Origin of the sequence: Nocardia sp. JW2 (assembly GCF_051843015.1) — a bacterium.
Lineage (GTDB): Bacteria > Actinomycetota > Actinomycetes > Mycobacteriales > Mycobacteriaceae > Nocardia > Nocardia coubleae.
This window is the reverse complement of the sequence record NZ_JBPXLK010000005.1, coordinates 302,156-327,453: the sequence shown is the minus strand read 5'-3', so window position 1 is coordinate 327,453 and position 25,298 is coordinate 302,156. Positions and strand designations below refer to the sequence as shown.

Annotated in this window: 24 protein-coding genes and 1 riboswitch; of the genes, 15 read left to right on the top strand and 9 right to left on the bottom strand. The window is 69.2% G+C overall.

Translation table 11 applies throughout. The annotated features are described in order from the left end of the window. Positions 1-245: 245 nt before the first annotated feature. Positions 246-1,634, bottom strand: coding sequence for an FAD-dependent oxidoreductase (locus tag ACSVDM_RS10955; RefSeq protein ID WP_067484405.1), 1,389 nt, complete (start codon positions 1,632-1,634; stop codon positions 246-248). Positions 1,635-1,825: 191 nt separating this feature from the next. Here ACSVDM_RS10955 and ACSVDM_RS10950 point away from each other — a divergent pair, with 191 nt between their 5' ends. The 3 genes from ACSVDM_RS10950 to ACSVDM_RS10940 all read left to right on the top strand — a co-directional run bounded on the left by ACSVDM_RS10950 (position 1,826) and on the right by ACSVDM_RS10940 (position 4,099). Then, positions 1,826-2,284 (top strand): Rv0361 family membrane protein, encoded by a 459-nt coding sequence (locus tag ACSVDM_RS10950; RefSeq protein ID WP_067484407.1) that lies wholly within the window; start codon positions 1,826-1,828, stop codon positions 2,282-2,284. A gap of 45 nt (positions 2,285-2,329) precedes the next feature. After that, positions 2,330-2,446: riboswitch (SAM riboswitch) on the top strand. A gap of 17 nt (positions 2,447-2,463) precedes the next feature. Beyond that, entirely contained in the window at positions 2,464-2,880 is a 417-nt protein-coding gene (locus tag ACSVDM_RS10945; protein WP_067642064.1) for a rhodanese-like domain-containing protein, read from the top strand. A gap of 10 nt (positions 2,881-2,890) precedes the next feature. Next, positions 2,891-4,099: an O-succinylhomoserine sulfhydrylase gene (locus ACSVDM_RS10940; protein ID WP_067642063.1), complete on the top strand. Its 1,209-nt coding sequence runs from the start codon at positions 2,891-2,893 to the stop codon at positions 4,097-4,099. Positions 4,100-4,142: 43 nt separating this feature from the next. Here the strand turns inward: ACSVDM_RS10940 and ACSVDM_RS10935 are convergent, their stop codons facing one another. After that, on the bottom strand, positions 4,143-5,240 hold the full coding sequence (locus tag ACSVDM_RS10935; protein ID WP_439264394.1) for an SPFH domain-containing protein: 1,098 nt from the start codon (positions 5,238-5,240) through the stop codon (positions 4,143-4,145). A gap of 17 nt (positions 5,241-5,257) precedes the next feature. Then, positions 5,258-5,491 carry a hypothetical protein gene (locus ACSVDM_RS10930; protein ID WP_067642061.1) on the bottom strand — a complete coding sequence of 78 codons (234 nt, stop codon included), beginning with the start codon at positions 5,489-5,491 and terminating at the stop codon, positions 5,258-5,260. A 115-nt stretch (positions 5,492-5,606) separates the two neighbouring features. Between ACSVDM_RS10930 and ACSVDM_RS10925 the strand changes: the two genes are divergently transcribed. Together ACSVDM_RS10925 and ACSVDM_RS10920 are read left to right on the top strand one after the other, a co-directional pair. Further along, complete coding sequence (locus tag ACSVDM_RS10925; protein ID WP_439264392.1) at positions 5,607-6,242, top strand: DJ-1/PfpI family protein; 636 nt, start codon at positions 5,607-5,609, stop codon at positions 6,240-6,242. Beyond that, on the top strand, positions 6,239-6,700 hold the full coding sequence (locus ACSVDM_RS10920) for a MarR family winged helix-turn-helix transcriptional regulator (protein WP_439264390.1): 462 nt from the start codon (positions 6,239-6,241) through the stop codon (positions 6,698-6,700). Before ACSVDM_RS10925 ends, ACSVDM_RS10920 begins: the two co-directional genes overlap by 4 nt. Before the next feature lie 37 nt (positions 6,701-6,737). Here ACSVDM_RS10920 and ACSVDM_RS10915 read toward each other — a convergent pair whose 3' ends face one another. Beyond that, positions 6,738-7,541, bottom strand: a complete 804-nt coding sequence (locus tag ACSVDM_RS10915; RefSeq protein ID WP_067484430.1) for an HAD-IIA family hydrolase — start codon at positions 7,539-7,541, stop codon at positions 6,738-6,740. Between the two features lie 118 nt (positions 7,542-7,659). On the opposite strand from ACSVDM_RS10915, the gene fgd reads away from it, so the two are divergent. Further along, positions 7,660-8,670, top strand: a complete 1,011-nt coding sequence (gene fgd, locus ACSVDM_RS10910; RefSeq protein ID WP_439264388.1) for a glucose-6-phosphate dehydrogenase (coenzyme-F420) — start codon at positions 7,660-7,662, stop codon at positions 8,668-8,670. 89 nt (positions 8,671-8,759) lie between these two features. Here the strand turns inward: fgd and ACSVDM_RS10905 are convergent, their stop codons facing one another. Further along, a complete protein-coding gene (locus ACSVDM_RS10905) occupies positions 8,760-9,266 on the bottom strand; it encodes a nitroreductase family deazaflavin-dependent oxidoreductase (protein WP_439264386.1) in 507 nt (168 codons plus the stop codon). A gap of 73 nt (positions 9,267-9,339) precedes the next feature. Here ACSVDM_RS10905 and pta point away from each other — a divergent pair, with 73 nt between their 5' ends. Then, positions 9,340-11,418 (top strand): phosphate acetyltransferase, encoded by a 2,079-nt coding sequence (gene pta / locus ACSVDM_RS10900; protein ID WP_439264384.1) that lies wholly within the window; start codon positions 9,340-9,342, stop codon positions 11,416-11,418. Then, the gene (locus tag ACSVDM_RS10895) at positions 11,415-12,608 is read left to right on the top strand and encodes an acetate kinase (protein WP_439264382.1); all 1,194 of its coding nucleotides are present in this window, start codon (positions 11,415-11,417) and stop codon (positions 12,606-12,608) included. The genes pta and ACSVDM_RS10895 overlap by 4 nt, the downstream gene beginning before the upstream one ends. A gap of 162 nt (positions 12,609-12,770) precedes the next feature. Here ACSVDM_RS10895 and ACSVDM_RS10890 read toward each other — a convergent pair whose 3' ends face one another. The 3 genes from ACSVDM_RS10890 to ACSVDM_RS10880 all read right to left on the bottom strand — a co-directional run bounded on the left by ACSVDM_RS10890 (position 12,771) and on the right by ACSVDM_RS10880 (position 18,327). Continuing rightward, on the bottom strand, positions 12,771-15,206 hold the full coding sequence (locus tag ACSVDM_RS10890) for a tetratricopeptide repeat protein (RefSeq protein ID WP_439264417.1): 2,436 nt from the start codon (positions 15,204-15,206) through the stop codon (positions 12,771-12,773). Positions 15,207-15,913: 707 nt separating this feature from the next. Then, positions 15,914-16,870 (bottom strand): glutamate ABC transporter substrate-binding protein, encoded by a 957-nt coding sequence (locus tag ACSVDM_RS10885; RefSeq protein ID WP_067484447.1) that lies wholly within the window; start codon positions 16,868-16,870, stop codon positions 15,914-15,916. Further along, complete coding sequence (locus tag ACSVDM_RS10880) at positions 16,867-18,327, bottom strand: hypothetical protein (RefSeq protein WP_439264379.1); 1,461 nt, start codon at positions 18,325-18,327, stop codon at positions 16,867-16,869. Before ACSVDM_RS10880 ends, ACSVDM_RS10885 begins: the two co-directional genes overlap by 4 nt. A 126-nt stretch (positions 18,328-18,453) precedes the next feature. Here ACSVDM_RS10880 and ACSVDM_RS10875 point away from each other — a divergent pair, with 126 nt between their 5' ends. Then, entirely contained in the window at positions 18,454-19,086 is a 633-nt protein-coding gene (locus ACSVDM_RS10875; protein WP_225278331.1) for an NUDIX domain-containing protein, read from the top strand. A 213-nt stretch (positions 19,087-19,299) separates the two neighbouring features. On the opposite strand, the gene thiE is transcribed toward ACSVDM_RS10875, so the two are convergent. After that, positions 19,300-19,998: a thiamine phosphate synthase gene (thiE, locus tag ACSVDM_RS10870; protein WP_067484460.1), complete on the bottom strand. Its 699-nt coding sequence runs from the start codon at positions 19,996-19,998 to the stop codon at positions 19,300-19,302. Between the two features lie 297 nt (positions 19,999-20,295). Here thiE and thiO point away from each other — a divergent pair, with 297 nt between their 5' ends. The 6 genes from thiO to ACSVDM_RS10840 all read left to right on the top strand — a co-directional run bounded on the left by thiO (position 20,296) and on the right by ACSVDM_RS10840 (position 25,294). Beyond that, the gene (gene thiO / locus ACSVDM_RS10865) at positions 20,296-21,378 is read left to right on the top strand and encodes a glycine oxidase ThiO (RefSeq protein ID WP_439264377.1); all 1,083 of its coding nucleotides are present in this window, start codon (positions 20,296-20,298) and stop codon (positions 21,376-21,378) included. Further along, positions 21,375-21,584, top strand: coding sequence for a sulfur carrier protein ThiS (gene thiS, locus ACSVDM_RS10860; protein ID WP_067484462.1), 210 nt, complete (start codon positions 21,375-21,377; stop codon positions 21,582-21,584). The genes thiO and thiS overlap by 4 nt, the downstream gene beginning before the upstream one ends. 49 nt (positions 21,585-21,633) lie before the next feature. Continuing rightward, positions 21,634-22,338 carry a thiazole synthase gene (locus tag ACSVDM_RS10855; protein WP_371851930.1) on the top strand — a complete coding sequence of 235 codons (705 nt, stop codon included), beginning with the start codon at positions 21,634-21,636 and terminating at the stop codon, positions 22,336-22,338. An 83-nt stretch (positions 22,339-22,421) separates the two neighbouring features. Beyond that, positions 22,422-23,354 carry an ABC transporter ATP-binding protein gene (locus tag ACSVDM_RS10850; RefSeq protein WP_067484471.1) on the top strand — a complete coding sequence of 311 codons (933 nt, stop codon included), beginning with the start codon at positions 22,422-22,424 and terminating at the stop codon, positions 23,352-23,354. Continuing rightward, positions 23,354-24,121 carry an ABC transporter permease gene (locus ACSVDM_RS10845; RefSeq protein WP_439264374.1) on the top strand — a complete coding sequence of 256 codons (768 nt, stop codon included), beginning with the start codon at positions 23,354-23,356 and terminating at the stop codon, positions 24,119-24,121. Before ACSVDM_RS10850 ends, ACSVDM_RS10845 begins: the two co-directional genes overlap by 1 nt. A 318-nt stretch (positions 24,122-24,439) precedes the next feature. After that, complete coding sequence (locus tag ACSVDM_RS10840) at positions 24,440-25,294, top strand: adenylate/guanylate cyclase domain-containing protein (RefSeq protein WP_439264415.1); 855 nt, start codon at positions 24,440-24,442, stop codon at positions 25,292-25,294. The last annotated feature ends 4 nt before the right edge of the window (positions 25,295-25,298 follow it).

The following is a 25,298-nucleotide window of genomic DNA, read 5'->3' as shown; positions in this document are numbered from 1 at the left end:
AGCGCTGTTCGCGCGGCCGGGCCGCTACGCCGCTTCGCGGCGGACCCTCCTCGAGGTCGGGTCGTGCGGGGCTGGGAGTGCGGTCATGGCGGACTCGAGTAGTGTCGAGCGGCTGGGAGTGCGGTAGGTGGCGGACTCGAGTGGTGCCGTGTGGCTGGGTGTGCAGTAGGTGGCGGACTCGAGTGGTGCCTGTGGCCGGGGGGCGTAGGCGGGCGGGCTCGTGGGTGAGCCCGCCCGGTGTGGCTTTACGCCTTGTGGGGCTCGCTCGCGCGGAGCATGTCTTCGCGCTCGACGACCTTGACGCGTTCGCGGCCTTCGGGCTCGCCGAGGGCGCGCTCGTGGGCGTCGAGGCGGTACCAGCCGGCCCAGGTGGTGAACGGGATGCCCTTGCCCTCGAGGAACTCGGTGACGGCGTCCAGCTCGGGCTTCGGCGCGGGGGTGAAGTTCTTCGCGTCGTCGAGCAGGCAGGCGATGGTCTCGTTGGCGTCGCCCTTGGTGTGGCCGATGAGGCCGACGGGGCCGCGCTTGATCCAGCCGGTGACGTAGGTGGCGGGCATGAAGCGGGCGTTGCCTTCGGCGCTCTCGTCGGCGATCACGCGACCGGCCTCGTTCGGCACGGTGCCTGCCTGATCGTCGAACGGCAGCTGGTTGATGTTCTGCGACAGGTAGCCGACGGCGCGGTAGACGGCCTGCACGTCCCACTGCTTGAACTCGCCGGTGCCCTTGACGTTGCCGGTGCCGTCGAGCTGGGTGCGCTCGGTCTTGAGACCGACGACGCGGCCGTTCTCGTCGCCGACGATCTCGGCGGGCGACTCGAAGAAGTGCAGGAACAGCTTGTGCGGGCGGTTGCCCTGGTCGCGGATGGCCCACTGCTCGAGGGTGTTGGCGACCATGTCGACCTGCTTGGAGTTGCGGCGCGCGGCCTCGGAACCCTCGTCGTAGTCGATGTCCTCGGGGTCGACGATCACCTCGATGGTCGGCGAGTGGTCGAGTTCACGCAGCTCGAGGGGGGTGAACTTGGCCTGCGCGGGACCGCGACGCCCGAAGACGTGCACCTCGACGGCCTTGTTCTCCTTGAGCCCCTTGTAGACGTTCGGCGGGATCTCGGTGGGCAGCAGCTCGTCGCCGGTCTTGGCGAGTACGCGCGCCACGTCCAGGGCCACGTTGCCGACACCGAGCACGGCGACCTTCTCGGCGTCCAGCGGCCACGAACGCGGCACGTCGGGGTGCCCGTCGTACCAGGAGACGAAGTCGGCGGCACCGTAGGAACCGTCGAGGTCGATGCCGGGGATCGGCAGCGCGCGGTCGGCGTTGGCACCGGTGGAGAAGATCACCGCGTCGTAGAACTGACGCAGATCGTCGAGGGTGATGTCGGTGCCGTAGTCGATGTTGCCGAGCAGGCGCACCTGATCCTTGTCGAGCACCTTGTGCAGGGCGGTGATGATGCCCTTGATGCGCGGGTGATCGGGCGCGACGCCGTAGCGGATGAGGCCGAAGGGCGCGGGCATGCGCTCGTAGAGGTCGATACTGACCTCGGCGTCGGACTTCATCAAGGCGTCGGCGGCGTAGATACCGGCCGGTCCCGCACCCACGATCGCGATGCGAAGCGGGCGAGTCGCTGTCTGTTCGGTCATTGTCTACGCGCACCCTTTGGTCGAGAAACGATGTGACGGCGTCAACTTAGCTTAGGCTAAGTCGGAAACCGGCTACCGGCCGCTGCCGTCCTCGTCGGCGGCAGGCCGTAATCAACGCGATTCTAGCTGCGGTGTTGCGGCAACCCGGCGCGCGGTGTAGCTGCCCGGCCCGGGTCTGTCAGGATTACCACATGAGCGAGGAGCAAACAGGCTCGGACGATCAGCCCATCGAGGTCGATCAGACCGACAAGCGGTCCATCGTCCCGTTCGTCGCGGCCGCGGTGATCGCGGTCGTGGTGCTCATCAGCATCGTCGTCGGCGGGCTCCTCGCGCCCGCTGAGAAAAATGTCACAGAGGCCGATCGGCTCGCGGCCGCCGTCACCAACTATATCGACGCGCGCTCGCGCACCGATCAGCGTCCGCCGCCCGGGGTGGCGTGCCCCGGGTTCGACGAGGCGAAATCGGGTCTCACCGAACGGTTGGGCGGCCCGGAATCAGCGGCGACGATCGACAAGAAGGGCTTTTCCAACGCCACCGTCAACGGCAACCGGGCCAAGATCGACGCCACCGTTTCGGTGGGTGGGCAGTCGACGTCGAGCACCTGGAATCTCACCCGGGTCGACGGCGCCTGGCTGGTGTGCACGCCCTGAGGGGTTTGACACGGTGACCAGTGCCGGGGCAATCTCAGATCGCAAGGTCATGAGTACCAGCGTCAAGCCCCGGCTCGCTGGTCGGCAACCCTCCTCCGCGGTGGGGTGCTCCGGGTGACGACCTGGCCGTGTGCGGACTCCCCGCCTCGGCAAGAGCGGATTCACGCAGGAGGATCGACATGAGTTACGCCGGCGACATCACCCCTGAGAAGGCGTGGGAAATCCTGACCGAGCACCCCGACGCGGTACTGGTCGACGTGCGCACCGAAGGCGAGTGGGCCCACATCGGCATTCCCGACACCAGCTCCATCGAGCGCCCCGCGCACTTCATCGAATGGGTCGACGGCACCGGCGCGCGCAACCCGCGCTTCGGTGAGCAGCTCGAACAGGTCCTCGCCGACCGCCCGGCCGACGCGCCCGTGGTGTTCCTGTGTCGCTCGGGTCAGCGCTCTGCGCACGCGGCGACGGTGGCGACCGCGGCGGGGATCACCCCGTCCTACAACGTGCTCGACGGTTTCGAGGGTGGCCTCGACGCGTTCGGGCAGCGCGGCAGCACCGGCTGGCGCGCCGTCGGCCTGCCGTGGCGCCAGGCATAAGGAGACTCGCATGATCACCGGTGGTTCCTTCGACAAGCCGCTGCCGGAAGGCGTCGGTCCCGCCACCCTCGGCGTGCGCGGTGGCCTGCGACGTTCCGGATTCGACGAGACGTCCGAGGCGCTGTACCTGACTTCCGGCTTCGTCTACGAGAACGCCGAGGCCGCCGAGGCCGCGTTCACCGGCGATGTCGAACACTTCGTCTACTCCCGCTTCGGCAACCCGACGGTGGCCATGTTCGAGGAGCGCATCCGCCTGCTCGACGGCGCCGAGGCCGCGTTCGCGACCGCCTCGGGCATGTCGGCGGTCTTCACCGCGCTCGGCGCGCTGCTGAAGGCGGGCGACCGGCTCGTCGCCGCGCGCAGCCTGTTCGGTTCCTGCTTCGTGGTGTGCAACGAGATCCTGCCGCGCTGGGGAATCGAGACCGTCTTCGTCGACGGCGACGACCTCGACCAGTGGGAGCAGGCCCTGTCGGTGCCCACCCAGGCCGTGTTCTTCGAGACCCCGGCCAACCCGATGCAGACCCTCGTCGACGTCCGCAAGGTCACCGAACTGGCCCACGCCGCGGGCGCGAAAGTGGTGCTGGACAACGTCTTCGCCACCCCGCTGTTGCAGCGCGGGTTCGAACTCGGCGCCGACGTGGTCGTCTACTCCGGCACCAAGCACATCGACGGCCAGGGCCGCGTCCTCGGCGGCGCCATCCTCGGCGCCAAGGACTACATCGATGGCCCGGTGAAAACCCTGATGCGCCATACCGGTCCGGCCCTGAGCCCGTTCAACGCCTGGACCCTGCTCAAGGGTCTGGAGACGATGCCGCTGCGCGTGCGTCAGTCCACCGAATCGGCGCTGAAGGTCGCCGAATTCCTGGAGGCGAACAAGTCGGTCGAATGGGTGAAATACCCGTTCCTGCAGTCACATCCGCAGCACGCGCTGGCCCAGGAGCAGATGTCGGGCGGCGGCACCGTCGTCACCTTCGCCCTGCACGGCGACGACGGCAAGAAGCGCGCCTTCGAGGTCCTCAACCGCCTGCGCATCATCGACATCTCCAACAACCTCGGCGACGCCAAAACGATGATCACCCACCCCGCCACCACCACCCACCGAGCCATGGGCCCGGAAGGCCGCGCCTCGATCGGCCTCTCCGACGGCGTGGTCCGCATCTCGGTAGGCCTGGAAGACATCGAAGACCTCCTGGGCGACCTCGACCACGCCCTCAGCTGATCCGCCGAACGGCCCGCCGGAATCTCCGGCGGGCCGTTTCGGTTCAGACCTTGTCGACCTCGCCGTTGGACAGGGCCTTCTGCAGGGAGTTGAAGACCGTCAGGCCCTGGCCGACCATGCCGTTGACCAGTTCGCTCACGCCGTCGGGTCCGTTGAGGACGGTGAGGTTGGCGTTGGCGAGGCCGTTGGAGGCCTGGTGGACGATCTCGGGGAGTTGCTCGATGAGCAACTGGTCCAAGGCGATTCGGTTGTTGGAGGCGGCGGCCTCGGCCTGGATGCGGGTGCGGTCGGCTTCGGCCTCGGCGAGGATGCGGACCCGTTCCGCTTCGGCGAGAGCGGGTTTCACGACTTCGGCCTGCAATTCCTGCTCGCGCAGTTCGGCGTTCTTGCGGGCCTGTTCGGCCTGTGCGGTGAGGACTTCCTGCCGGGCGACGGCATCGGCGAGCGGACCCGCCTGTGCCGCTTCGGCATTGGCCTTGTCGATGTCGCGCTGGTACTGCGCCTTGAGCAGCGAGGTCTCGCGCTCGTACTCGGCGCGGCGGCGCAGCGATTCCTGTTCGGCCTCGGCGGCGCGCTGGGCGGCCTGGGCCTGGGCGATCTGGGCGTCGCGCTGCACGGCCGCGTTGTGCGGGGCGGCGAGGGCCTCGATATAGCCGAGGTTGCCGTCGTCGATCGACTGGATCTGGAACGAGTCGACCCACAGGCCGATATTGCTCATCTCCACCTTGGAGGCGATCAGCACCTCGTCGGCCAGCTTCTGGCGTTCGCGGATGATCTCCTCCACGGTCATCGAGCCGACGATCGAGCGCAGGTGACCGGAGAAGATGCGGCCGGTGAGCACCGACATCTCCTTCTCCTGCTCGGACAGGAAGCGTTGTGCCGCATTGACGATCGACTGGGTGTCGTTGGCCACCTTGAACGCGATCACCGCGCGCACGTCGAGCTGGATGGCCTGCTTGGTGACGCAGCGCTCGCGGATCTCGGATTCGAACATGGCCAGCGACAGGTAGCTGACCTTGCGGAACAGCGGGATCACCCAGGTGCCGCGACCGATGATCACCTTGAACGGCGCGTTGTCCTTGACCTTGGCGCCACTGACCAGCATGGCCTCGTCGGGATCAGGAACGTGATAGCCCAGCATCTGAGCCTCCCTTGCTTTCAGTTGTCTTGCGGCAGTTGCGGTGTGAGCGGTATCCAGGGCACGACGTCGACGAGCCTGCCCGGATTGACCGCGACGATGAGCACGGTCGCGCCCGCCTCGATCGGTTCGTCGGCGCGCGCGAGATACAGCTCGGTGCCGCCGCGAATGGCGACGAGTACTTCGCCGAGTGCGCCCGCGGCGCGGATCGGTGAGGTGATGGTGCCGGTCAGCCCCTGCACCGGGTCGGTCATCGTGGCGAACTCCCTTGTCTCGCACCGGTTGTGCGTCAGCCTACGGAGGGGCGCCTGTAAGCGGGTAACAAAATTCTTATTGACAGCATCCTGTCAAGAATGACAGGATGCTGTCATGACCAAGAAGACAGTTCACGTGGCTGTGTACGACACTCTTTCGGACTGGGAAGTCGGCGCGGCGACGGTCAATATCGCCGACGACTCCTGGCATCGCGAGCCGGGCCGCTTCGAAGTGGCGACGGTCGGGCTCACGACCGCGCCCGTCACCACCGCCGGCCGCATGCGGGTGACCCCCGACCTGGCCCTGGCCGACATCGACCCCGCCGACAGCGCGATGCTGATCCTGCCCGGCGCCGACCTGTGGGACGCGGGCGACGACCTGGCTCCCTTCGCCCGCAAGGCGCGGGAATTCCTCGCGGCGGGTGTCCCGGTCGCGGCGATCTGCGGCGCCACCCTCGGACTCGCCAAGGAAGGCTTGCTCGACGACCGCCCGCACACCAGCAATGCCGCCGAATACCTCGCCTCCAGCGGCTATTCCGGCGCCGCGCACTATGTCGACGAATCGGCGGTGACCGACGGCGACCTCATCACCGCCGACGCCATGTCCCCGTTCGAGTTCGCGCGCGAGATCTTCGTCCGCCTCGATCTCTTCGAGCCGCAGGTACTCGACGCCTGGTATCAGCTGTTCGGGCAGAAAGACCCCACCGGCTACTTCGCACTCGCGGAAAACGCAGGCGGACAAGCAGATTGAACGAACAACAACAACTCCTCGACGCGGCCGCGCTCACCGTTTACCGGCTCAACGGTCAATTCCTCGCCCTCGGTGACGAATTGGCCGCACCTGCCGGAATCTCGGTGGCGTGGTGGCAGGTGATGGCGGCGGTGGAACATCAACCACTGCCGGTCGCCGGGATCGCCCGCGCCATCGGCATCACCCGGCAGAGCGTGCAGCGGGTGGCCGACATCCTGGTCGGCAAGGGGCTGTGCGAATACCGGCCGAACCCGGCGCACAAACGGGCCAAGCTGGTCGCGATCACCGAGGCGGGCGAGGCGGCCATCCGGCGCATCGACCCGCAGCACGAAGTGCTGGCCCGCCGCCTCGCCGACGCACTCGGCCCGGCCGAATTCGCCGCGACTGTCGAAACTCTCACCCGGTTGTCGGCGGCGATCGACATCATCGTCGCGGGAGACCAGAACAGCGTCGGTTGAGACCGCCCACGTGGCGGCGGCCAGGGCGTCGGGCCCGTCAGAGCTCCACGAACGGGGTGCGGGTGCGATTGAGCAGGTCGGCGATCGAATCCACGACAAGCGTCGGCCGGAAAGGGTACTTCTCGACCGAAGACTTGGTGGAGATACCCGAGGTGACCAGGACCGTGCGCATGCCCGCCTCGAGACCCGCGATCACATCGGTGTCCATCCGGTCGCCGATCATCACCGTCGACTGGGAGTGCGCGCCGATGCGCCGCAGTGCCGAACGCATCATCAGCGGGTTCGGTTTGCCGACGTAGTAGGGGTCCTTGCCGGTGGCCCGGGTGATCAGGGCGGCGACCGAACCCGTGGCGGGCAGCACGCCGTCGCGGGAGGGGCCGGTGGCGTCGGGGTTGGTGGCGATGAACTTCGCACCACGGTCGACCAGGCGGATCGCGGTGGTGATGGCCTCGAACGAGTAGGTGCGGGTCTCGCCGAGCACCACGTAGTCGGGGTCGCTGTCGGTGAGCACGTAACCGATCTCGTGCAGCGCCGTGGTGAGCCCCGATTCGCCGACCACGTACGCGGTGCCGTTGGGACGCTGGTCGTCGAGGAAGGTCGCCGTCGCCAGCGCCGAGGTCCAGATCGACTCCTCCGGGATGTCGAGGCCGGTGTGGCGCAGCCGGGCCTGCAGATCGCGCGGGGTGCGGATCGAATTGTTGGTCAGCACGAGGAACGGGATCTCGTTCTCGCGCAGCTCGGCGAGGAACTCGTCGGCACCGGGGATCAGCTGATCCTCGTGCACCAGCACGCCGTCCATATCGGTCAGATACGACAAGATCTGGTCATCCTTGGCGGTCACCAGCTAATCATCCGCTAAAACCGGGCGCAGTGGGAGACGAAACGGCGACGGTGCGGATCGCGGGCCGCACGCTAGTGTCGAGGAAGCAGCGGTCAGCGGAGGAACAGGAGTGGCTGGAATGGTCGATCTCAAGCTCGGGTACAAGGCGTCGGCGGAGCAGTTCGGACCACGAGAGCTGGTCGAGTTGGCGGTGGCCGCCGAGCAGCACGGCCTCGACAGCGCCACCGTGAGCGACCACTTCCAGCCGTGGCGGCACAACGGCGGACACGCACCGTTCTCGCTGGCCTGGCTCGCGGCCGCGGGCGAGCGCACCGAGCGCATCATGCTCGGCACCTCGGTGCTCACCCCGACCTTCCGCTACAACCCGGCGGTGATCGCGCAGGCTTTCGCCACCTTCGGCTGCCTGTACCCGGGCCGGGTGATGCTCGGTGTCGGTACCGGCGAGGCGCTCAACGAGATCGCCACCGGGTACAAGGGCGAATGGCCCGACTTCAAGGAGCGTTTCGCCCGGCTGCGTGAGGCCGTGCGACTGATGCGCGAACTGTGGCTCGGCGACCGGGTCGATTTCGACGGCGAGTACTACCACACCGTCGGCGCCTCGATCTACGACGTGCCCAAGGACGGCATCCCCGTCTACATCGCGGCCGGCGGCCCGGTGGTCGCCCGGTACGCGGGCCGCGCGGGTGACGGTTTCATCTGCACCTCCGGCAAGGGCATGGACCTCTACACCGAGAAGCTGCTGCCCGCCGTCGCCGAGGGCGCGGCCAAGGCCGAGCGCGACCTGTCCGCGATCGACAAGATGATCGAGATCAAGATCTCCTACGACACCGATCCCGATCTCGCCCTGGAGAACACGCGTTTTTGGGCGCCGCTGTCGTTGACCCCCGAACAGAAGCACGACATCACCGACCCGATCGAGATGGAAGCCGCCGCCGACGCGCTGCCCATCGAACAGGTCGCCAAGCGCTGGATCGTCGCCAGCGACCCCGACGAGGCCGTCGCCCAGATCAAGCCCTACCTCGACGCGGGCCTCAACCACCTGGTCTTCCACGCTCCCGGCCACGACCAGCTCCGCTTCCTCGACCTCTTCGAGCGCGACCTGGCGCCCCGCCTGCGCGCCCTGGGCTGAGCTCCCGCTGGACAGTTGATCATCACGCTCTGGTGGCGTTCGGCTCTCGGCCGATGCCGCCACCAGAGGGTGGTGATCGTGCGTCCGGGTCAGGCCCGGCGGAGGGCGAAGATGCGTAGGTCGCGGGTGGTGCGGTCGCGGTAGGCGGCGTAGGCGCCGGTGATCTCGACGAAGCGGGCGAAGATCGCCTCTTTGTCCGCGTCGGGAACGAGGGTGGCGGTCACCGGGATGCGTTCGCCCGCGATGGCGACGGTGGCTTCGGGGTTCGCGAGCAGGTTGACGGTCCAGGCGGGGTGTTTGGCCTGGCCGAAGTTGGAGCCGACCACGTAGAGGGTGTCGCCGTCGTGGACGTAGAGCAGCGGCTGGGTGCGCGGCTGCCCGGATTTGCGGCCGATGGTGGTCAGCAGGATCACCGGTGCGCCGATCGGGCCGAGCACGGTGTACTTGGCGTCGGTGCGTTCGAGCACGGCCCGGTCGAGTGGGGTCAGGGTGCGGATCAGCAGGGAACCCGGCTTTGTCGCGGCGAAACGGTTGGCGGCGCGGGAGAGCAGGTTTGTGCGTGAACCCCAGAGTCGATCCGGGAACTGCGGTGTCATGGGCCGACTGTAACCGCGAGGATCGCGCCACACCGAACCCCCGGATCGCCGCCGATTAACTAAGCTCGCGGGCATGGTCGAACCAGCGCCGTCCACCGTGTACATCGCCTCGCCCGAGGGCGACACCGGAAAGTCAACGGTCGCCCTCGGTGTCCTGCAGATGTTGTGCGCCACGACGGCGCGGGTCGGCGTGTTCCGGCCGATCACCCGCTCGGCCACCGCACCCGACTACATCCTCGAGCTGCTGCTCGAGCACAGCACCGCCGACATCAGCTACGAGCAGGCCGTCGGCGTGAGCTACGAGGACGTGCACCGCGATCCCGACGCCGCCATCAGCGAGATCGTGATGCGGTTCCACGATGTGGCCAAGGCGTGCGACGCGGTGGTGATCGTCGGCAGCGACTACACCGATGTGGCCAGCCCCAGCGAACTGCGCTACAACGCCCGCATCGCCGTGAACCTCGGCGCCCCGGTACTGCTCGTGGTACGCGGCGCCGAACGCACACCCGCCGAGGTGAAGCAGCTCGTCGAACTCTGTGCGAGCGAACTCGCCGGCGAGCACGCGCAACTGGTCGCGGTGATCGCCAACCGTTGCGCTCCCGATGGGATGGACGAAATCTGTGCTGCCTTGGCCGATTTCGACGTGCCGTCGTGGGCCTTGCCGGAAGTGCCGCTGCTGATGGCGCCCACCATGGGCGAACTGTGCGAGGCCATCGACGGCGAGATCTACAGCGGCGACCCGGAATTGCTGCAGCGTGAGGCGCTGCGCATCATGGTCGGCGGCATGACGGCCGAGCACATCCTCGAACGGCTCTCCGACGGTGTCGTGGTGATCGCCCCCGGCGACCGATCCGACGTGCTGCTCGGTGTGATGAATGCCCATGAGGCGGCGGGCTTTCCGTCGCTGGCCGGAGTCATCATGAACGGCGGCATCCGCCCGCACCCGGCCATCGCGCGGCTGATGGAAGGCCTGCAGCCCAAGCTGCCGATCCTCACCACCGAACTCGGCACCTACGACACCGCCAGCGCGGTGCACCGCACCCGTGGCCGCATGTGGGTGGGCAGCCCGCTCAAGGTCGACACCGCGCTCGCGCTGATGGAACAGCGCGTCGACGCGTCGGCCCTGCTCGAACGCATCCAGGTGCCGTCCTCCACGGTGGTCACCCCGCAGATGTTCGAGTACCGCCTGATCGAACGCGCCCGCTCCGACCGCAAACGCATCGTGCTGCCCGAAGGCGACGACGACCGCATCCTGCGCGCCGCGGGCCGGGTTCTGCAGCGCAAGATCGCCGACCTGACGATCCTCGGCGACGAGGCCGCCGTGCGTTCCCGGGCCGCCGAACTCGGTGTCGACATCGCCGCCGCGCAGGTACTCGACCCGCGCACCTCCGGCTACCTCGACGAATTCGCCGCCGAGTACACCGAATTGCGCAAACACAAGGGCATGACGCTGGAGCGTGCCCGTGAAACCATGGCCGACATCTCGTATTTCGGCACCATGATGGTCTACAAGGGCATCGCCGACGGCATGGTCTCCGGCGCCGCGCACACCACCGCGCACACCATCCGGCCCTCCTTCGAGATCATCAAGACCACCCCCGGCGTTTCCACGGTGTCGAGTGTGTTCCTGATGTGTCTGGCCGACCGGGTGCTCGCCTACGGCGACTGCGCCGTCGTGCCCGACCCCACCTCCGAGCAGCTGGCCGACATCGCGGTGTCCTCGGCGGCGACGGCGGCCCGGTTCGGGATCGAGCCACGGGTGGCGATGCTGTCGTATTCGACGGGCGCGTCGGGTACCGGTGCCGATGTCGACAAGGTCCGTGCCGCAACAGAATTCGTGCGTGAGCGCGCTCCGGAACTGCCGGTCGAGGGGCCGATCCAGTACGACGCGGCGATCGAGCCCGCGGTGGCGAGCGCGAAGATGCCCGACTCCGATGTCGCGGGCAAGGCAACGGTTTTCGTCTTCCCGGATCTGAATACCGGCAACAACACCTACAAGGCGGTGCAGCGCAGCGCCGGTGCCGTCGCCATCGGGCCGGTGCTGCAGGGCCTGCGCAAGCCGGTGAACGATCTGTCGCGTGGCGCCCTGGTGGCCGACATCGTCAATACCGTGGCGATCACCGCCATTCAAGCGCAGGGAGACACGAAGTGAGTGACCTGGTCCTGGTGCTGAACTCCGGGTCGTCGTCGATCAAATACCAGCTGCTGCACGCCGATTCGGGTGAGGTGGTCGCCTCCGGGCTGGCCGAGAAGATCGGTGAGGCGCACGGTGGGCGCATCGTGCACGAGTGCGGTGGGCGAAAACTGGTGCACGAGGGGCCGATCGCCGATCATCGTGACGGGCTGCGGCAGGCCTTCGAGATGTTCCAGGAGACCGGCATCGACCTGACCACCGTCGGTGTCGGGGCGGTCGGGCACCGGGTGGTGCACGGCGGCGAGGTGTTCTGGGAACCCACGATCGTCACCGACGACGTGCTCACCACCATCCGGGAGCTGTCCGAGCTCGCGCCGCTGCACAACCCGGCCAATGCCGTCGGCATCGAGTCGACACGGGAGCTGCTGCCCGGCATTCCCCAGGTCGCCGTTTTCGACACCGCGTTCTTCCACGGGCTGCCCGATGCCGCCAAGACCTACGCGATCGACGCGAAAGTCGCGGCAGCGCACGGTATTCGCAAGTACGGGTTCCACGGCACCTCGCATCAGTACGTGTCGGAGAAGGCCGCCGAGTTCCTCGGCCGCGACTACACCGAGCTGAACCAGATCGTCTTCCACCTGGGCAACGGTGCGTCCGCGTCGGCCATCCGGGGTGGCGTCGCGGTGGACACGACCATGGGGATGACCCCGCTCGAGGGCCTGGTGATGGGGACCCGCCCCGGCGACCTCGATCCCGGCATCGTGCCGCACCTGGTGCGCGTGGCCGATCTGGATCTCGCGCAGGTGGAGCAGCTGCTCAACCGCGATTCCGGGCTCAAGGGGTTGTCGGGGGTCAACGACTTCCGCGAGCTGGGCGAGCTGGTCGAAAAGGGAGACGCCGCGGCGAAACTGGCCTACGACGTCTACATCCACCGCCTGCGCCGCTACCTGGGCGCGTACCTGGTGGAGCTCGGCTCGGTGGATGTCATCGTCTTCACCGCGGGTGTCGGCGAGAACGCCGCGAACGTGCGCGCGGACGCCCTCGCTGGGCTGTCGGGCCTGGGTATCGAGGTCGATCCGGGCCGCAACGAAACCCGGACGCCAGGAGTCCGCCGCATCTCGCCGGAATTCTCCCCGGTCGAGGTCTTGGTGGTCCCCACCAACGAAGAACTCGCCATCGCCCGGGCCGCCCACAGCTTGACCGCCTGAAGACTCCGGTCGCGTAACGACCGGAGTCCGGCACCGACGAGCCGTCCGGCCGGCTCCGTCGTGCGATGTGCGCGTACGGCTATTCGTGGCTGACACGGCCTTCGTGGGCCTGCGGTGGTCGGCTCGGGCGTTCCGACCCGCGAAGAAGCCGACCGCCGAAGATCAGAACCAGGTTTTGGCGCGTAGCGAGTTGGCCAGGTCGATCAGCGCGTAGCGGTGGGTGCGGTCGGCGGCGTTGCGGGCTAGGGCGCGCAGGCCGGTTTCGGTGCCGTCGCGCAGGTCGCGCTCGTCGAAGGGACGGCCGAAGAGCTTGGCGTCCTTGCGTTTCGGTGAGTTGCCCGCCTGCAGCCAGGCCAGGGCGGTGCCCTGCACCAGGGTGTGCATGAGGGTGGCGCGGTGTTCGCCGGGCGGCACGGACTGGGCGCGGGAGGCGGCCAGGCGCAGCACCTGCTCGTCCAGGTCGGCGACGGGAGCGCTGGTGAGCAGCAACAGGATCGCCGTCGTCTGGGCGGTGGTGAAGTGGCGCGATGCGGCCGGAACGTCGTCGAGGGCGTGCACGGCCTCGCCTACCCGGCCCGCCACGGCCAACTGCCTGGCCAGGCCGAAGGCGGCGCTCACCACGGCGCGGTCGGTACGCCATACGGTGTCGTAATAGCGTTCCGCGAAAGCGCGCCACTGCTCGGGTTCCGGGGAATCCCAGTGTTGCAGAATGAGTTCCGCCGTCGCGGCGAGTGCCAGCTTGGGGGCGATCTCGCCGGGGAGCACGCGAAGGACCGCCTCGAACGAGTCGAACGCGGCCTCGTAGTCGAGTTCCAACAGATGGGCCTGACCGGCGAACCAGTCCGCGCGCCAATCGGAATCGTTCGGCACCCGTTCGAGCAGATGCAGCACGGCGGCCGATTCGCCGAGCTCGAGCCGGGCGCGGGCCTCGGCGAAGAGGAGTTCGTTCGCCAGGGTTTCCGGTGCGTTGTCCGGGTCGGCCTCGGCGCGTTCGCGGGCGTCGTGCAGGGCTTCCAGGACGCGCTCGGGCTCGGGATTGGCGGTGGCGGCCAGCAGGGGAGCGGCCGGGTCGGCCGGGTCGATCAGCGGAATCGGCAGGGCCGCGACCACTTCGCCCGAGTCCATCAGCGGTGAGCGGCCGACGCCGTCGAGATAGGCATCGGTCTGGCTGATGAGTTCCTCGGTGCCGAAACTGGTGCGCTGTGGACTGAACACTGTGGACAGCTGGGGATGTTCGGTGTCGGTGTCCTGGGCGAGGATCTCGCGCAGAACCCCCGCCAGCTGTGCCGACATCGCCCGCGCCGAAGGGAAGCGCCGGTCCGGGTCGGGGTCGGTCGCGGTGAGCAGGAAACGGTGGAAGAACTCGTAGCGGGCGAGCACGGGTTCGGCGGCGGGCTCGGGGAGCCCGTCGAGGTAGCGGCCGTGCTCGCTTGGCAGGTGCAGGGTGAGGGCGGCGAGAGTGCGGCCGACCGTGTACACGTCGGAGGCAGGTGTCGGTCCGGTCCTGGCGATCTCGGGCGCTTGGAAACCCTTGGTGCCGTACAGATTTCCGTAGGCTTCGATCGTTGCCACGGCACCGAGGTCGATGAGTTTCACCTGGTCCTCGGTGACCATCACGTTGTCGGGCTTGAGGTCGTTGTAGGTGAGCCCGATCGAATGCAGGTGTTCGAGTGCGGGCAGGACCTCGAGCACATAGGCGATAGCCTCGGCCACCGGCATCCGTTCACCGTGGGGGCGGGCATCGAGGATGTCGCGCAACGACTTTCCGCCCACGTACTCCATGACGATGTAGCCGATACTCGACCCGTCACCGGCGGTGTGCTCGACGAAGTTGTGGATCTTGACGATGCTCGGATGCGCCACCTCGGCCAGGAACTGCCGTTCGGCCACCGCCACGGCCTGCGCTTCGGCGTCGCCCGCGTGCAGCAGGCCCTTGAGCACCACCCACCGGTCGCTGACATTGCGGTCGATCGCCAGGTAGATCCAGCCGAGCCCGCCGTGCGCGAGGCAACCCTGGATCTCGTACTGCCCGCCCACCATGTCGCCCTCGTGCAGGGACGGACGGAAATCATAAGCGGCACCGCAGGTTTGGCACTCGCCACTGCTCGACGCGGCCCGCGCCGGCGTAGACCGACCCACCGGATCCCCGCACCGCCAGCAGAACCGCCGCCCCTCCGACACCACCGGATCGGTGAGCACCGCATCCCGTGGATCAGCGGGCGTCACGGTCGGGATCGGCACCAACCCGGCCCCCAACCGCCGCGTCGGCCGAGACCGTGCCGTCCGCACACTCCGCCCCGACCGCACCGTCGCCCCGGACTCCGCTTCCGCGGGAACACCAGCACGCTCCGCCGCCTGTGTGGCAGCCGCAGCCCCCGACTGGGCAGGCGGCGCAGTGCGTTCGGCCGCCTGGGTGGCAGCCGCAGCCCCGGACTCGGCGGGCGGGACAGTGCGTTCGGCCGCCTGGGTGGCAGCCGCAGCCCCGGACTCGGCAGGCGGGGCAGTGCGTTCGGCCGCCCGCGTATCCGCCGCAGACCCTGACCCGGCAGCCGCGGCCCCGGGGTCGTCAGCTGCGGCAGCACGTTCCGCTGCCTGCATAGCCGCCGCAGACTCCGTGGGAATCGGAGTGCGTGCCGCCGCCTGGGTAGCCGCATAGGCGCCCAACTCGGCGGCGCTGAACTGGTCGGTTTGCTGTGCGGCCTGCATATCCGAAAGGTTGCCCATGGGCGACCTTGTCGACGCCTGAGTCGCGGGAGGTTCGTCGCCTGTCGGGTGCTCGGCGGGGCCGTTCGGTGCGGGCGTGCGGCGTGTACTTGCCTGCGTGGCCAGCCATTCCGGCTCCACCGGCCCAGAGGCGGCCTGAGTTTCGGACGGCTCCGGCTCGACAGGCCGATGACTCAACTCGGTCGCTGCCGATTTCGGGGTAGGTCGGTGGGGTGGCGTTGAATCGGAACCTGCACGCGTCGAACCAGGGTGTGCGACAACAGCTCCCGGCGGCTCGTGATGCGGGTCGGCTGCGATGTTCGGACTCGCCGGGGGTGCGGCTGCGTGCGGACCTGGGGTCGTGCCGGTGGGGCTCGGGCGGGGTTGTCCGAGGGGAAGTTTCGGGAGGGGTTTGGTTTCGTCGTCCTCGGTGGAGGGTGGCAGTGTCCAGCCACCGGGGAGTGTGCCGGGTTTCGGGCGTCGGGTGAGGCTGGTGGGTTCGGGGCGTGGGGCGAGTTCGGGCGCCGCGTCGGCGGCGGGTGACTGATCGTCCGGGTCGCCGTGGTCCGGTGCGCCTTTCGGTGGCGTTGTACTCATCGCGATCAGTCCTGGTACTTCGGGGCGGGTGGTGTCGCTTCGCCGAGCGTGGACAGCCAGCGGCGGTGGATGCGGGTCCAGGTGCCGTCGGTGCGGATGCGGTCGAGGGTGGCGTTGACGAAGCGGACCAGGTCGTCGTCGCCCTTGGGGATGCCGATGCCGTAGGGCTCGGCGCTGATGCTGGCACCGACCACCTCGGTGTAGGGGTCCTGGGCGGCGAGACCGGCGAGGATGGCGTCGTCGGTACTCACCGCGTCGACCTGGCGTTGCTGCAGGACGACGAGGCAGTCGGCCCAGGTCGGGACCGTGAGGATGGTCGCGGCGGGCTGATCGCGGCGGATGTGGTCCAGCGAGGTCGTCCCGCGTACCACGCACACGCGCTTGCCCGCCAGATCGGCGAGGCCGGTGATACCGGAATTCTTCATCGCGAGCACCCGCTGATCGGCGCGCAGATACACCGTCGAGAACGCGACCCGCTCGCGCCGTTCGCAGGTGATCGTCATCGTCTTGGCCACCAGGTCGACGGTGTGCTCCTGCAGCGCCTTCTCCCGCTCTTCCGAAGCGAGACTTCGGTATTCGATCAGGTCCGGATTGCCGAGCAGGTCGCGGGCGATCTCGCGGGCGATATCGGCGTCGAAGCCGACGATGCGCCCGGTCACCGGGTCGCGGAAGCTGAACAGATTGCTGCCCGCGTCCAGCCCGACGACCAGCCTGCCGCGCGCGCGAATGGCCGCGATCGTCGGACCGTCGGCGGTGCTCGGACGCAGGCTCGCGGTCGGATCGCCGCACTGCGCGCCGGTGCGTGGCGGCAGCGGGGTGTCGGTGCCGATGGGAATCGCCTTGGCGGGCAAGGGTGGTTCGGAATACACCGTGTGTTCGTCGGGTGCCGGTGTGCTGTTGTCGGAACAACCGCCCAGCAGCGCGACCAGCAGCAGCGCCGCGACGGCGCGCCCCCGCCTCACCGGTACTCCCGCAGCCGGGGCCACAGCCCGAGCGCCACACAGACGGCGGCGGCGATGCCGAGCACCAGGGCGCCGGGAGCCAGGAACGAGAGCACGTCGGTGGCCTGGGACACCTTGTCGCGCAACCGATCTCGCGTGGCTGTCCGGGCGTCGTCGAGGGCGCGTTCCAGGGCGTCGACCTGGGCGGTCGAATCGGCGGCGCTCGGCCCGGTCGCCACGGCGGCGGCGCCGACGAAATCACCACGCTGGAGGGTGTCGTTCATCCGCTGATGCGCCGACTGCCAGCGGGCCAGCGCGGCGCGCGCGTCGGTCACCTCGTCGGCGGCCGGTGCGCCGGACGGGTAACCGTCGAGGAGTTCGGCGAGCCGGGCGGCATTGGCGTCGAACGTGCGGTCGTAGTCGCCGGTGGCGTCGCGGCGCACCAGCTTCACCATTTCGGCGGCCCTGGCCTGCTGCACCAGGATCCGGCTCTCGGCCAGCCGGGCGGCGGGCACCGCGCCCTCGTCGCGGCAGCGGATCATCGCCACCGCCGACACCGACCCGGCCGCCACCGTCCACAGCAGGGTGAGCGCCACCATCGCGGTACCGATCAGCAGGCCCATGTTGAAAACCCGCCGCGAGCGGCGCGCCAGCTCCATCTGCACGTAGACGAGCGCGGCGAGCGTGAGCACGAGCAGCCCGATCGCGACCCACGGCGGCTGCACGTGCCGGTGCTGGGCGGCGGTCACCGCGTCGAAGCGGTGGTCTTCGAGTTCCTCGGCCATCGGCAGCAGGGTGGTCTGCATCTGGTGCGAGGCCTCGCTCAGATACGCCGCGCCCACCGGGAAACCGTTGCGGTTGTTGGCCCGCGCGGTCTCGATCAGCCCGGTGTACACGGGCAGGCCGGTCGCGATGCCCGTGCGCAGGCGCCGGTCGGTGCCCGACGGGTCGGCCGCCTCCTCGGCGGAGATGTGACCGGCCTGGGTGACCAGCTCGGCGGCCGCCTCACCGATGGCCTGGGTGTAGCGGTCGCGCACCTCCTCGGGCTCGACGCCACCAGCGATGAAGGCGCGGCCCGCGGCGGCGTCGGCGATGGAGAGCGAGGTGTAGAGGTGGTTGGCCGAATGCGCGTCGGGTTCGGTGTCGTCGAGCAGGACGCCCAAAGCTTGCTTGCGCTCGCTCACGGTCGTCGAAGTCACCATGCCCGCGGCTACGCAGAGCAGCATCAGTACCAGTCCGGCGGCGAGCAATCGGCCCGGCGTCGACCGCGCGAACCCCCGCAGGCGGGCGGGCTGGAACTGCGCGCGCAGGGCTTTCACATCGGGTGCGGGCGGTCGATCGGCGACGAGCACCTGCCTGCGCGAGGGCATCCGCCGCGTCGTGGTTTGCGGGCCATTACCTGCTTCCACCTGCGGTGACGGGCCGGTTCGGACAGCCGCGACCTCGGTCGCCGCCTCGCGGTTTCCCGGTTCGACCATCGCTCACCTCCCCGTCCTGTCCGCGCACCCGTCCTGGTGCGGAGTTTATTGTGGTCGTACCGGTGCCGCAGCCCCTCAGACACCCCCGTGGCGGTTGCTGCACGGCTGCTAGGGAGAGGGTATTGGATGCGCGGTGACGGAGACGGGTGGGCGGACAGCCCGGGTGGCGTCCGGCACTGGGGCAAGTTCGGTGCGGCGGGTCTGCTGCTGCGCGCACCGCTGCCCGGTGGTGGCTCGGCGGTGCTGCTGCAGCATCGGGCCGCGTGGAGTCATCAGGGCGGCACGTGGGCGCTGCCCGGCGGTGCCCGCGATTCCCACGAGACCGCCCGGCACGCCGCGGTCCGCGAAGCCGAGGAAGAGGCCGGGATCAGCGCCGACGCCGTGCGTGTGCGCGCCGAACGCCTCACCATGACCGCGCCAAGCGGCTGGACCTACACGACCGTCGTCGCCGACGCGGCGAGCACGTTGCCGACCGTCCCCAACCAGGAGAGCACCGAACTGGCCTGGGTCCCCGAAGACGACGTCACCGCCCTCCCGCTGCACCCCGGTTTCGCCGCCGCCTGGGTCGGCCTGCGCGCAGTCCCCCTGCGCGTCGTCGATGTCACCCCCGACCTCGCCCCCGCCCTGCCCCGCACGGTCGACCTGTCCGGCCACGGCTTCTACTGGCTGCACACCACGGTCACCGGCCCCGGCGCCGAAATCCTCCTCGACAACCCGACCACCGGCCCCACCGTCACCCGCGCCGACCTTCTGTCCTGAAACCCCTCGTGCCGTCCGAACCCACCGGGCCGCACGCATGAACTCCGAACGTCGCCGCCATGAGCGTCCGCGGCACGTCGCAGCTGGATTCAGCCGCCGCCAGGGGCCACCTTCGGCAGGCAATCGCGACCTGGTCAATGGATCACCACACTCTGGTGGCGGGAGCCTCTCGGCCGATGCCGCCACCAGAGCGTGGTGATCAAGCGTCCGGGTTCAGGAGGCGGCGAGGAGGGCCGATTTGAGTTCCCGGGCGGCGGCTTCCGGGTCTGCGGCCTCGGTGATCGCGCGGACGACCACTACGCGGCGGGCGCCGGCTTCGAGGACTTCCGGTAGGCGCTCGGTGTCGATGCCGCCGATCGCGAACCAGGGGAGCGTGGGGTGGGAGTCGGCGGTGGTGCGGATCAGGTCGACGCCCGCGGCTTGCCTGCCCGGTTTGGTCGGGGTGGTCCAGATGGGGCCGGTGCAGAAGTAGTCGAGGTGGCCGTCGATCGCGGCCAGACCGGCCTGGTTGCGGTTGTGGGTCGACCGGCCGATCACCACATCGGGGCCGAGGATGCGGCGTGCGTAGGCGGGCGGGAGATCGCCTTGACCCAGGTGGAGCACGTCGGCGCCGGCGGCGAGGGCGATATCGGCGCGATCGTTCACCGCGAGCAGCGCGCCGTGCCGCCGGGTGGCCGCCTTGATCTCGGCGAGCGCACCGAGTTCGGCCTTCGCCTCGAGCGGCCCGAACTCGGCCTCGCCCGGCGACCCTTTGTCACGCAACTGCACGATGTCGACGCCACCGGCAAGCGCGGCATCGACGAACCTGGCCAGATCACCCTTCTCCCGGCGTGCGTCGGTGCACAGATACAGCAGGGCCGAGGAGAGGCGTTCCCTTGGCGGGACGGAACGGTTCGGATGGGAGGGCTGCACAGTGTCGACGGTAGTCGCGCTACCGTGGAACCGCGAACGTCGAAACCCCTCGACACGGTGGACTCGCGGCAATCCCGCCGAGCCCGTCGTCGAAACCCTCGATGTTCGACCAGCGGTGGCCCCGGTTCTCGGCCGCCTCGATCTGGGCCGCCCGGCCCGCGGCGTCGTCCGCAACGTCGCGGCGACAGTACGAGAACCCACAGCGCCGGTCACGGCCTCGGGCCGACCAACCGCGGCGAAGGACACGGCAACAGGCGAAACCTGCGGCACCAGCCGCAACTGGACACGGAGGCGTTGATGCGGACACTGGCGGTTGTCGGCGGCGGTGCCGTCGGACTCGCCGTCGCATGGCGGGCCACCGAGGCGGGCTGGACCGTCACCGTGTTCGACCCGGCACCCGGAACCGGTGCGTCCTTCGTCGCGGGCGGCATGCTCGCACCGCTGTCGGAAGGCTGGCCCGGTGAAGACCGCGTGCTGGAATTCGGCGCCGCGGCCCTGGCCGCCTGGCCGTCCTTCGCCGAGCAACTGCGCGCGATCACCGGCGAGTCCGTCTTCGTCGCCGAAGAAACCCTCACCGTCGCCCTCGACACCGCTGACGCCCAGGACCTGCACACCGTCGCGGACTGGCTCGCCGGTTTCGGCCACGAGCTCCCTGTTCTCGACCGCGCCGGCGTCCGCGCGCTGGAACCGGCGCTGGCCCGCACCGTCCGTGCGGGCCTGCACGCCACGACGGAACCGGCCGTCGACAATCGCCGCGTCCTGCGCGCACTGCACGCTGCCTGTGCCGCTTCGGGCGTCGAGATCCGCGCGGAATCCGTTACCGCACTGGCCGATCTGCCGCACGATCGGGTCGTCCTCGCGGCGGGCGCACGGTCCGCCGAGCTGTGGCCCGGTCTGCCGGTGCGCCCGGTGAAGGGGGAGATCCTGCGGTTGCGCCGCAGGCCGGGCGTGAGCCCACCGCCGACCCGCGTGATCCGGGCGCGCGTGCACGGCAGGCCGGTGTACCTGGTGCCGAGGGCGGACGGAATCGTCCTCGGCGCAACCCAATACGAGGCAGGGCTCGACACGACCGTCACCGTCGGCGGGGTCCGCGACCTGATCGCCGACGCCGAAGCCATCCTGCCCGGCATCGGCGAATACGAGCTGGCCGAGGCCGCCGCCGGTTCCCGCCCCGCCACCCCCGACAACCTGCCGCTGCTCGGTCCACTCGACGACCGGGTATTCGCGGCCACCGGACACGGCCGCAACGGCATGCTCACCCTCGCGCTCACCGCGGCCCTCGTCCCCGGTCTGCTCGACGGTGTCACCACGCCGGTCGCGGAACTGGCCGCACCGCAACGTTTTCCAGCATCCGTGCTGTCTCGAGGAGGAACCCGATGACCATCCCGATCGGCGTCACCGTCAACGGTGCCGACCACGAGTTCGCCGAGCCGCTCAGCGTCCGCGAACTGCTCACCCGGCTCGAATTGCCCTGTCAGGGTGTGGCATTGGCGGTCGACGGTGCGGTGTTCCCGAAGTCGCGCTGGGACGAACCGGTCGGGCGCGGCTGGACCATCGAGGTGCTCACGGCGGTGCAGGGTGGCTGACCTCGCACCATTGCGGATCGCGGACAAGGAGTTCGGTTCGCGGCTCATCATGGGCACCGGCGGCGCCGAGAACCTGGCCGTGCTCGAGCAGGCCCTGATCGCCTCGGGCACCGAACTCACCACGGTCGCCATGCGCCGCGTCGACGCGGTCGGCGGCACCGGCGTGCTCGACCTGCTGAAACGCCTGGACATCACCCTGCTGCCGAACACGGCGGGCTGCCGCACCGCCGCCGAGGCCGTGCTCACCGCCCAGCTCGCGCGCGAGGCGCTGGAGACGAACTGGGTGAAGCTCGAGGTCGTCGCCGACGAGCGCACGCTGCTACCTGACCCGTTCGAACTGCTCGACGCCGCCGAGAAGCTGGTCGACGACGGTTTCGTCGTCCTGCCCTACACCACCGACGACCCGACCCTGGCCCGCCGCCTCGAAGACGCGGGCTGTGCCGCCGTGATGCCGCTCGGCTCACCGATCGGCACCGGCCTGGGCATCGGCAATCCGCACAACATCGAGATGATCGTGGCGGGCGCGGGCGTGCCGGTGATCCTCGACGCGGGCATCGGCACGGCCAGCGACGCCGCGCTCGCCATGGAACTCGGCTGCTCGGCCGTCCTGCTCGCCACCGCCGTCACCCGGGCCCGCGAACCCGAGCTGATGGCGTCGGCGATGGCCGCGGCCGTGCGCGGGGGCTACCTGGCCCGGCAGGCGGGCCGCATCCCGAAGCGTTTCTGGGCTCAGGCTTCTTCCCCAGCCCGCTAAGGGTTCGGGTCATCCTCGAGGATGACCCGACTCGCGACTTCCAGGCGACGCGCGCGCCGGGTTTGCTGGGGCATGCTGGACGCATGATCGAGCTGAGGGGCCTGACCAAGAAATTCGGCCAGACCGTCGCGGTACAGGATCTCTCGTTCACCGTCCAGCCTGGACAGGTGACCGGGTTCCTGGGACCCAACGGTGCGGGTAAATCGACGACGATGCGGATGATCCTCGGGTTGGACAAACCCACCGCGGGCACCGCGTTGATCGGCGGCAAGCTGTACCAGGAGCTCGAGCGGCCACTCACCCAGGTGGGTGCGCTGCTCGACGCCAAATGGGTACATCCCAACCGGTCGGCACGCGCGCACCTGCAATGGCTCGCCGCGTCCAACGACCTGCCTAAGGACCGCGTCGAGGAGGTGCTGCGGCTGGTCGGCCTGTCCGAGGTGGCGGGTAAGAACGCCGGCGGCTTCTCGCTCGGTATGTCACAGCGGCTCGGCCTTGCCGGCGCGTTGCTGGGTGATCCGAAGGTGCTGCTGTTCGACGAGCCGGTCAACGGCCTCGACCCCGAGGGCATCCTGTGGATCCGCCGGTTCATGCAGCGCCTCGCCGCCGAGGGCCGCACGGTGCTGGTCTCGAGCCACCTGCTTTCGGAGATGGCGCAGACGGCCGACCATCTGATCGTCATCGGTCGCGGCAAACTCATCGCCGACACCACCACTAAGGAGTTCATCGAACGCGCGTCCGAACAGTCGGTGCGCGTGCGGAGTCCGCAGCTCGACCAGCTGCGCAGCCTGCTCACCTCACACGGCATGACCGTGCGTGAGGACGGCGACGCCGCGCTGGTCGTCACCGGCGTGACCAGCGACGAGGTCGGCAAGGTCGCCGGAACCAACAGCGTCACGCTCTACGAGCTGGCACCGCAGCAGGCCTCCCTCGAGGAGGCGTTCATGCGGATGACCGGCGGCGCCGTGGAATACCACGGCGGGGGAATCGATCAGGTGATGGGAGGTGCGCTCTGATGGGCGTGCTCGCTGCGGAACGAATCAAACTCACCTCCACCCGTTCGCCGTGGTGGTGCTCGGCGGTGGTGGTGCTGCTCGGCATCGGCCTCGCGGCGCTGATGGCCGTCATCACCAGCGTCGACACCTCCCAGGCGACCGAGCCGGGCGAGGGCCCGCCGATGCTCACCCCGAGCCTGGCGACATCGGGCGTGACGGGCTTCGGCGTGATGGTGCTGATGATCATGGCCGCGCTCACGGTGACCAGCGAATACCGCTTCGGGGTGATCCGGACGAGCTTCCTCGCGGTGCCCAACCGGTCGAAGGTGATCGTGTCCAAGGCCGGTCTGGTCGGCGTGTACGCGGCGGTGCTGACGGGCGTGCTCGCGCTGGCCGCCTTCGTGGTGGCCAAGGCGATCGTCGGTGACGATGCCCCGATGCTCGTGCTCGACGGCAACTGGCGCGCCATCTACGGCATCCCGATCTACGCCTTCCTGAGCGTGCTGCTGGCAGTCGGCGTTGGTGTGCTGGTTCGCCAGTCCGCGGCCGCCATCTCGCTGATCGTGCTGTGGCCGCTGCTCATCGAGAGCCTGCTCGGCGCGTTCGGCAGCTTCGGCCGCGCGGTCAACCCGTTCCTGCCCTTCGCCAACGCGAACCGCTTCCTGTCGGTCGAGGAAGTCTCGGGCAACTGGCACTGGGGAGTGTGGGGCAGCCTGGCCTACTTCGCCGCGTTCTGCGTCATCGTCTTCGCCGGCGCCCTGGTGGTAGTGAACCGCCGCGACGCATAACCCTGGTCCTGCCCGGGCTGCCCTCGCAACAAGCCCGGGCCGCGTGGGGGGCGACCTTGTCGGGAGGTCCTCCCCGGAACCCCCGGCGTCCGCTGCCCGGACGCCGGGGGTTTTACGTATCCCCACATATCTCGCAAGCACATGGGTAACTCACCGGGCACGGGCTACCGCAACCCCCGACACCGTCTGGCCGCCGACGCAATTCACCCGCCCCCAAGTCTGGCCTTAATTTTCGGGGAGGCGGGACTGTAGGCTCAGGCCGTGAGTGAAACGCCTTCTGGCGCGCCGGATCCGCGACAGCGTGACGCTGACGCCGAGGTGTTCATCCCGTTGGAGCCGACCGTCGATGCCGACTCCGCGGAGTCCGGTGCCCGCAACGGTCGTCGTCGCGTGCAGATCTCGTCGAAACTGCAGGCCGCCAACCGTCGTGCCGACGTGATCGGCGCGTTGCGCAAGGCCCGTCAGCAGCTGCCGGGTGACCCGTCGTTCGGTGACCCGCTGTCGGTGTCGGGGCCGGGTGGGGCGCGGGCGGTGGCCAGGGTCGCCGACCGAATCGCCGGTGGCGCGCCGACGGCGGCACGCGAGATCGGTTTCGGCGCCCTGCAGGTGTGGCAGGCCGCCCTGGAGCGCGTCGGGCGTGGCCGGGGCACCGAGGAGGTGACGATCGTGTTCACCGACCTGGTCGGCTTCTCCAGCTGGGCACTCGCCGCGGGCGACGAACGCACCCTCGACCTGTTGCGCAAGGTGGCCAAGGCCATCGAACCGCCGATCGCCGAGCGCGGCGGCCAGGTGGTCAAACGCATGGGCGACGGCCTGATGGCCGTGTTCTCCTCACCCGACCGCGCGGTGCGCGCCGCCCTCGCGGCCCGCCGCAACCTCGAGGATGTGGAGGTACAGGGCTACAAACCCCGCATGCGCGTCGGTCTGCACACCGGGTCCCCACGCGAGATCGGTGGCGACTGGCTCGGCGTCGACGTGAACATCGCCGCCCGCATGATGGAGGCAGGCGGCAACGGCAACACCATGATCTCCAGCACCACCATGGCCGCCCTGCGCCCGGAAACCCTCACCGACCTCGGCGTCACCGCCAAGCTCTACCGCCGCAACTTCTGGGCAGCCCCCCTCAACGGCGTCCCCGAGGACGTGAAGATCTTCAAACTAACCCCGGCCTGACGGG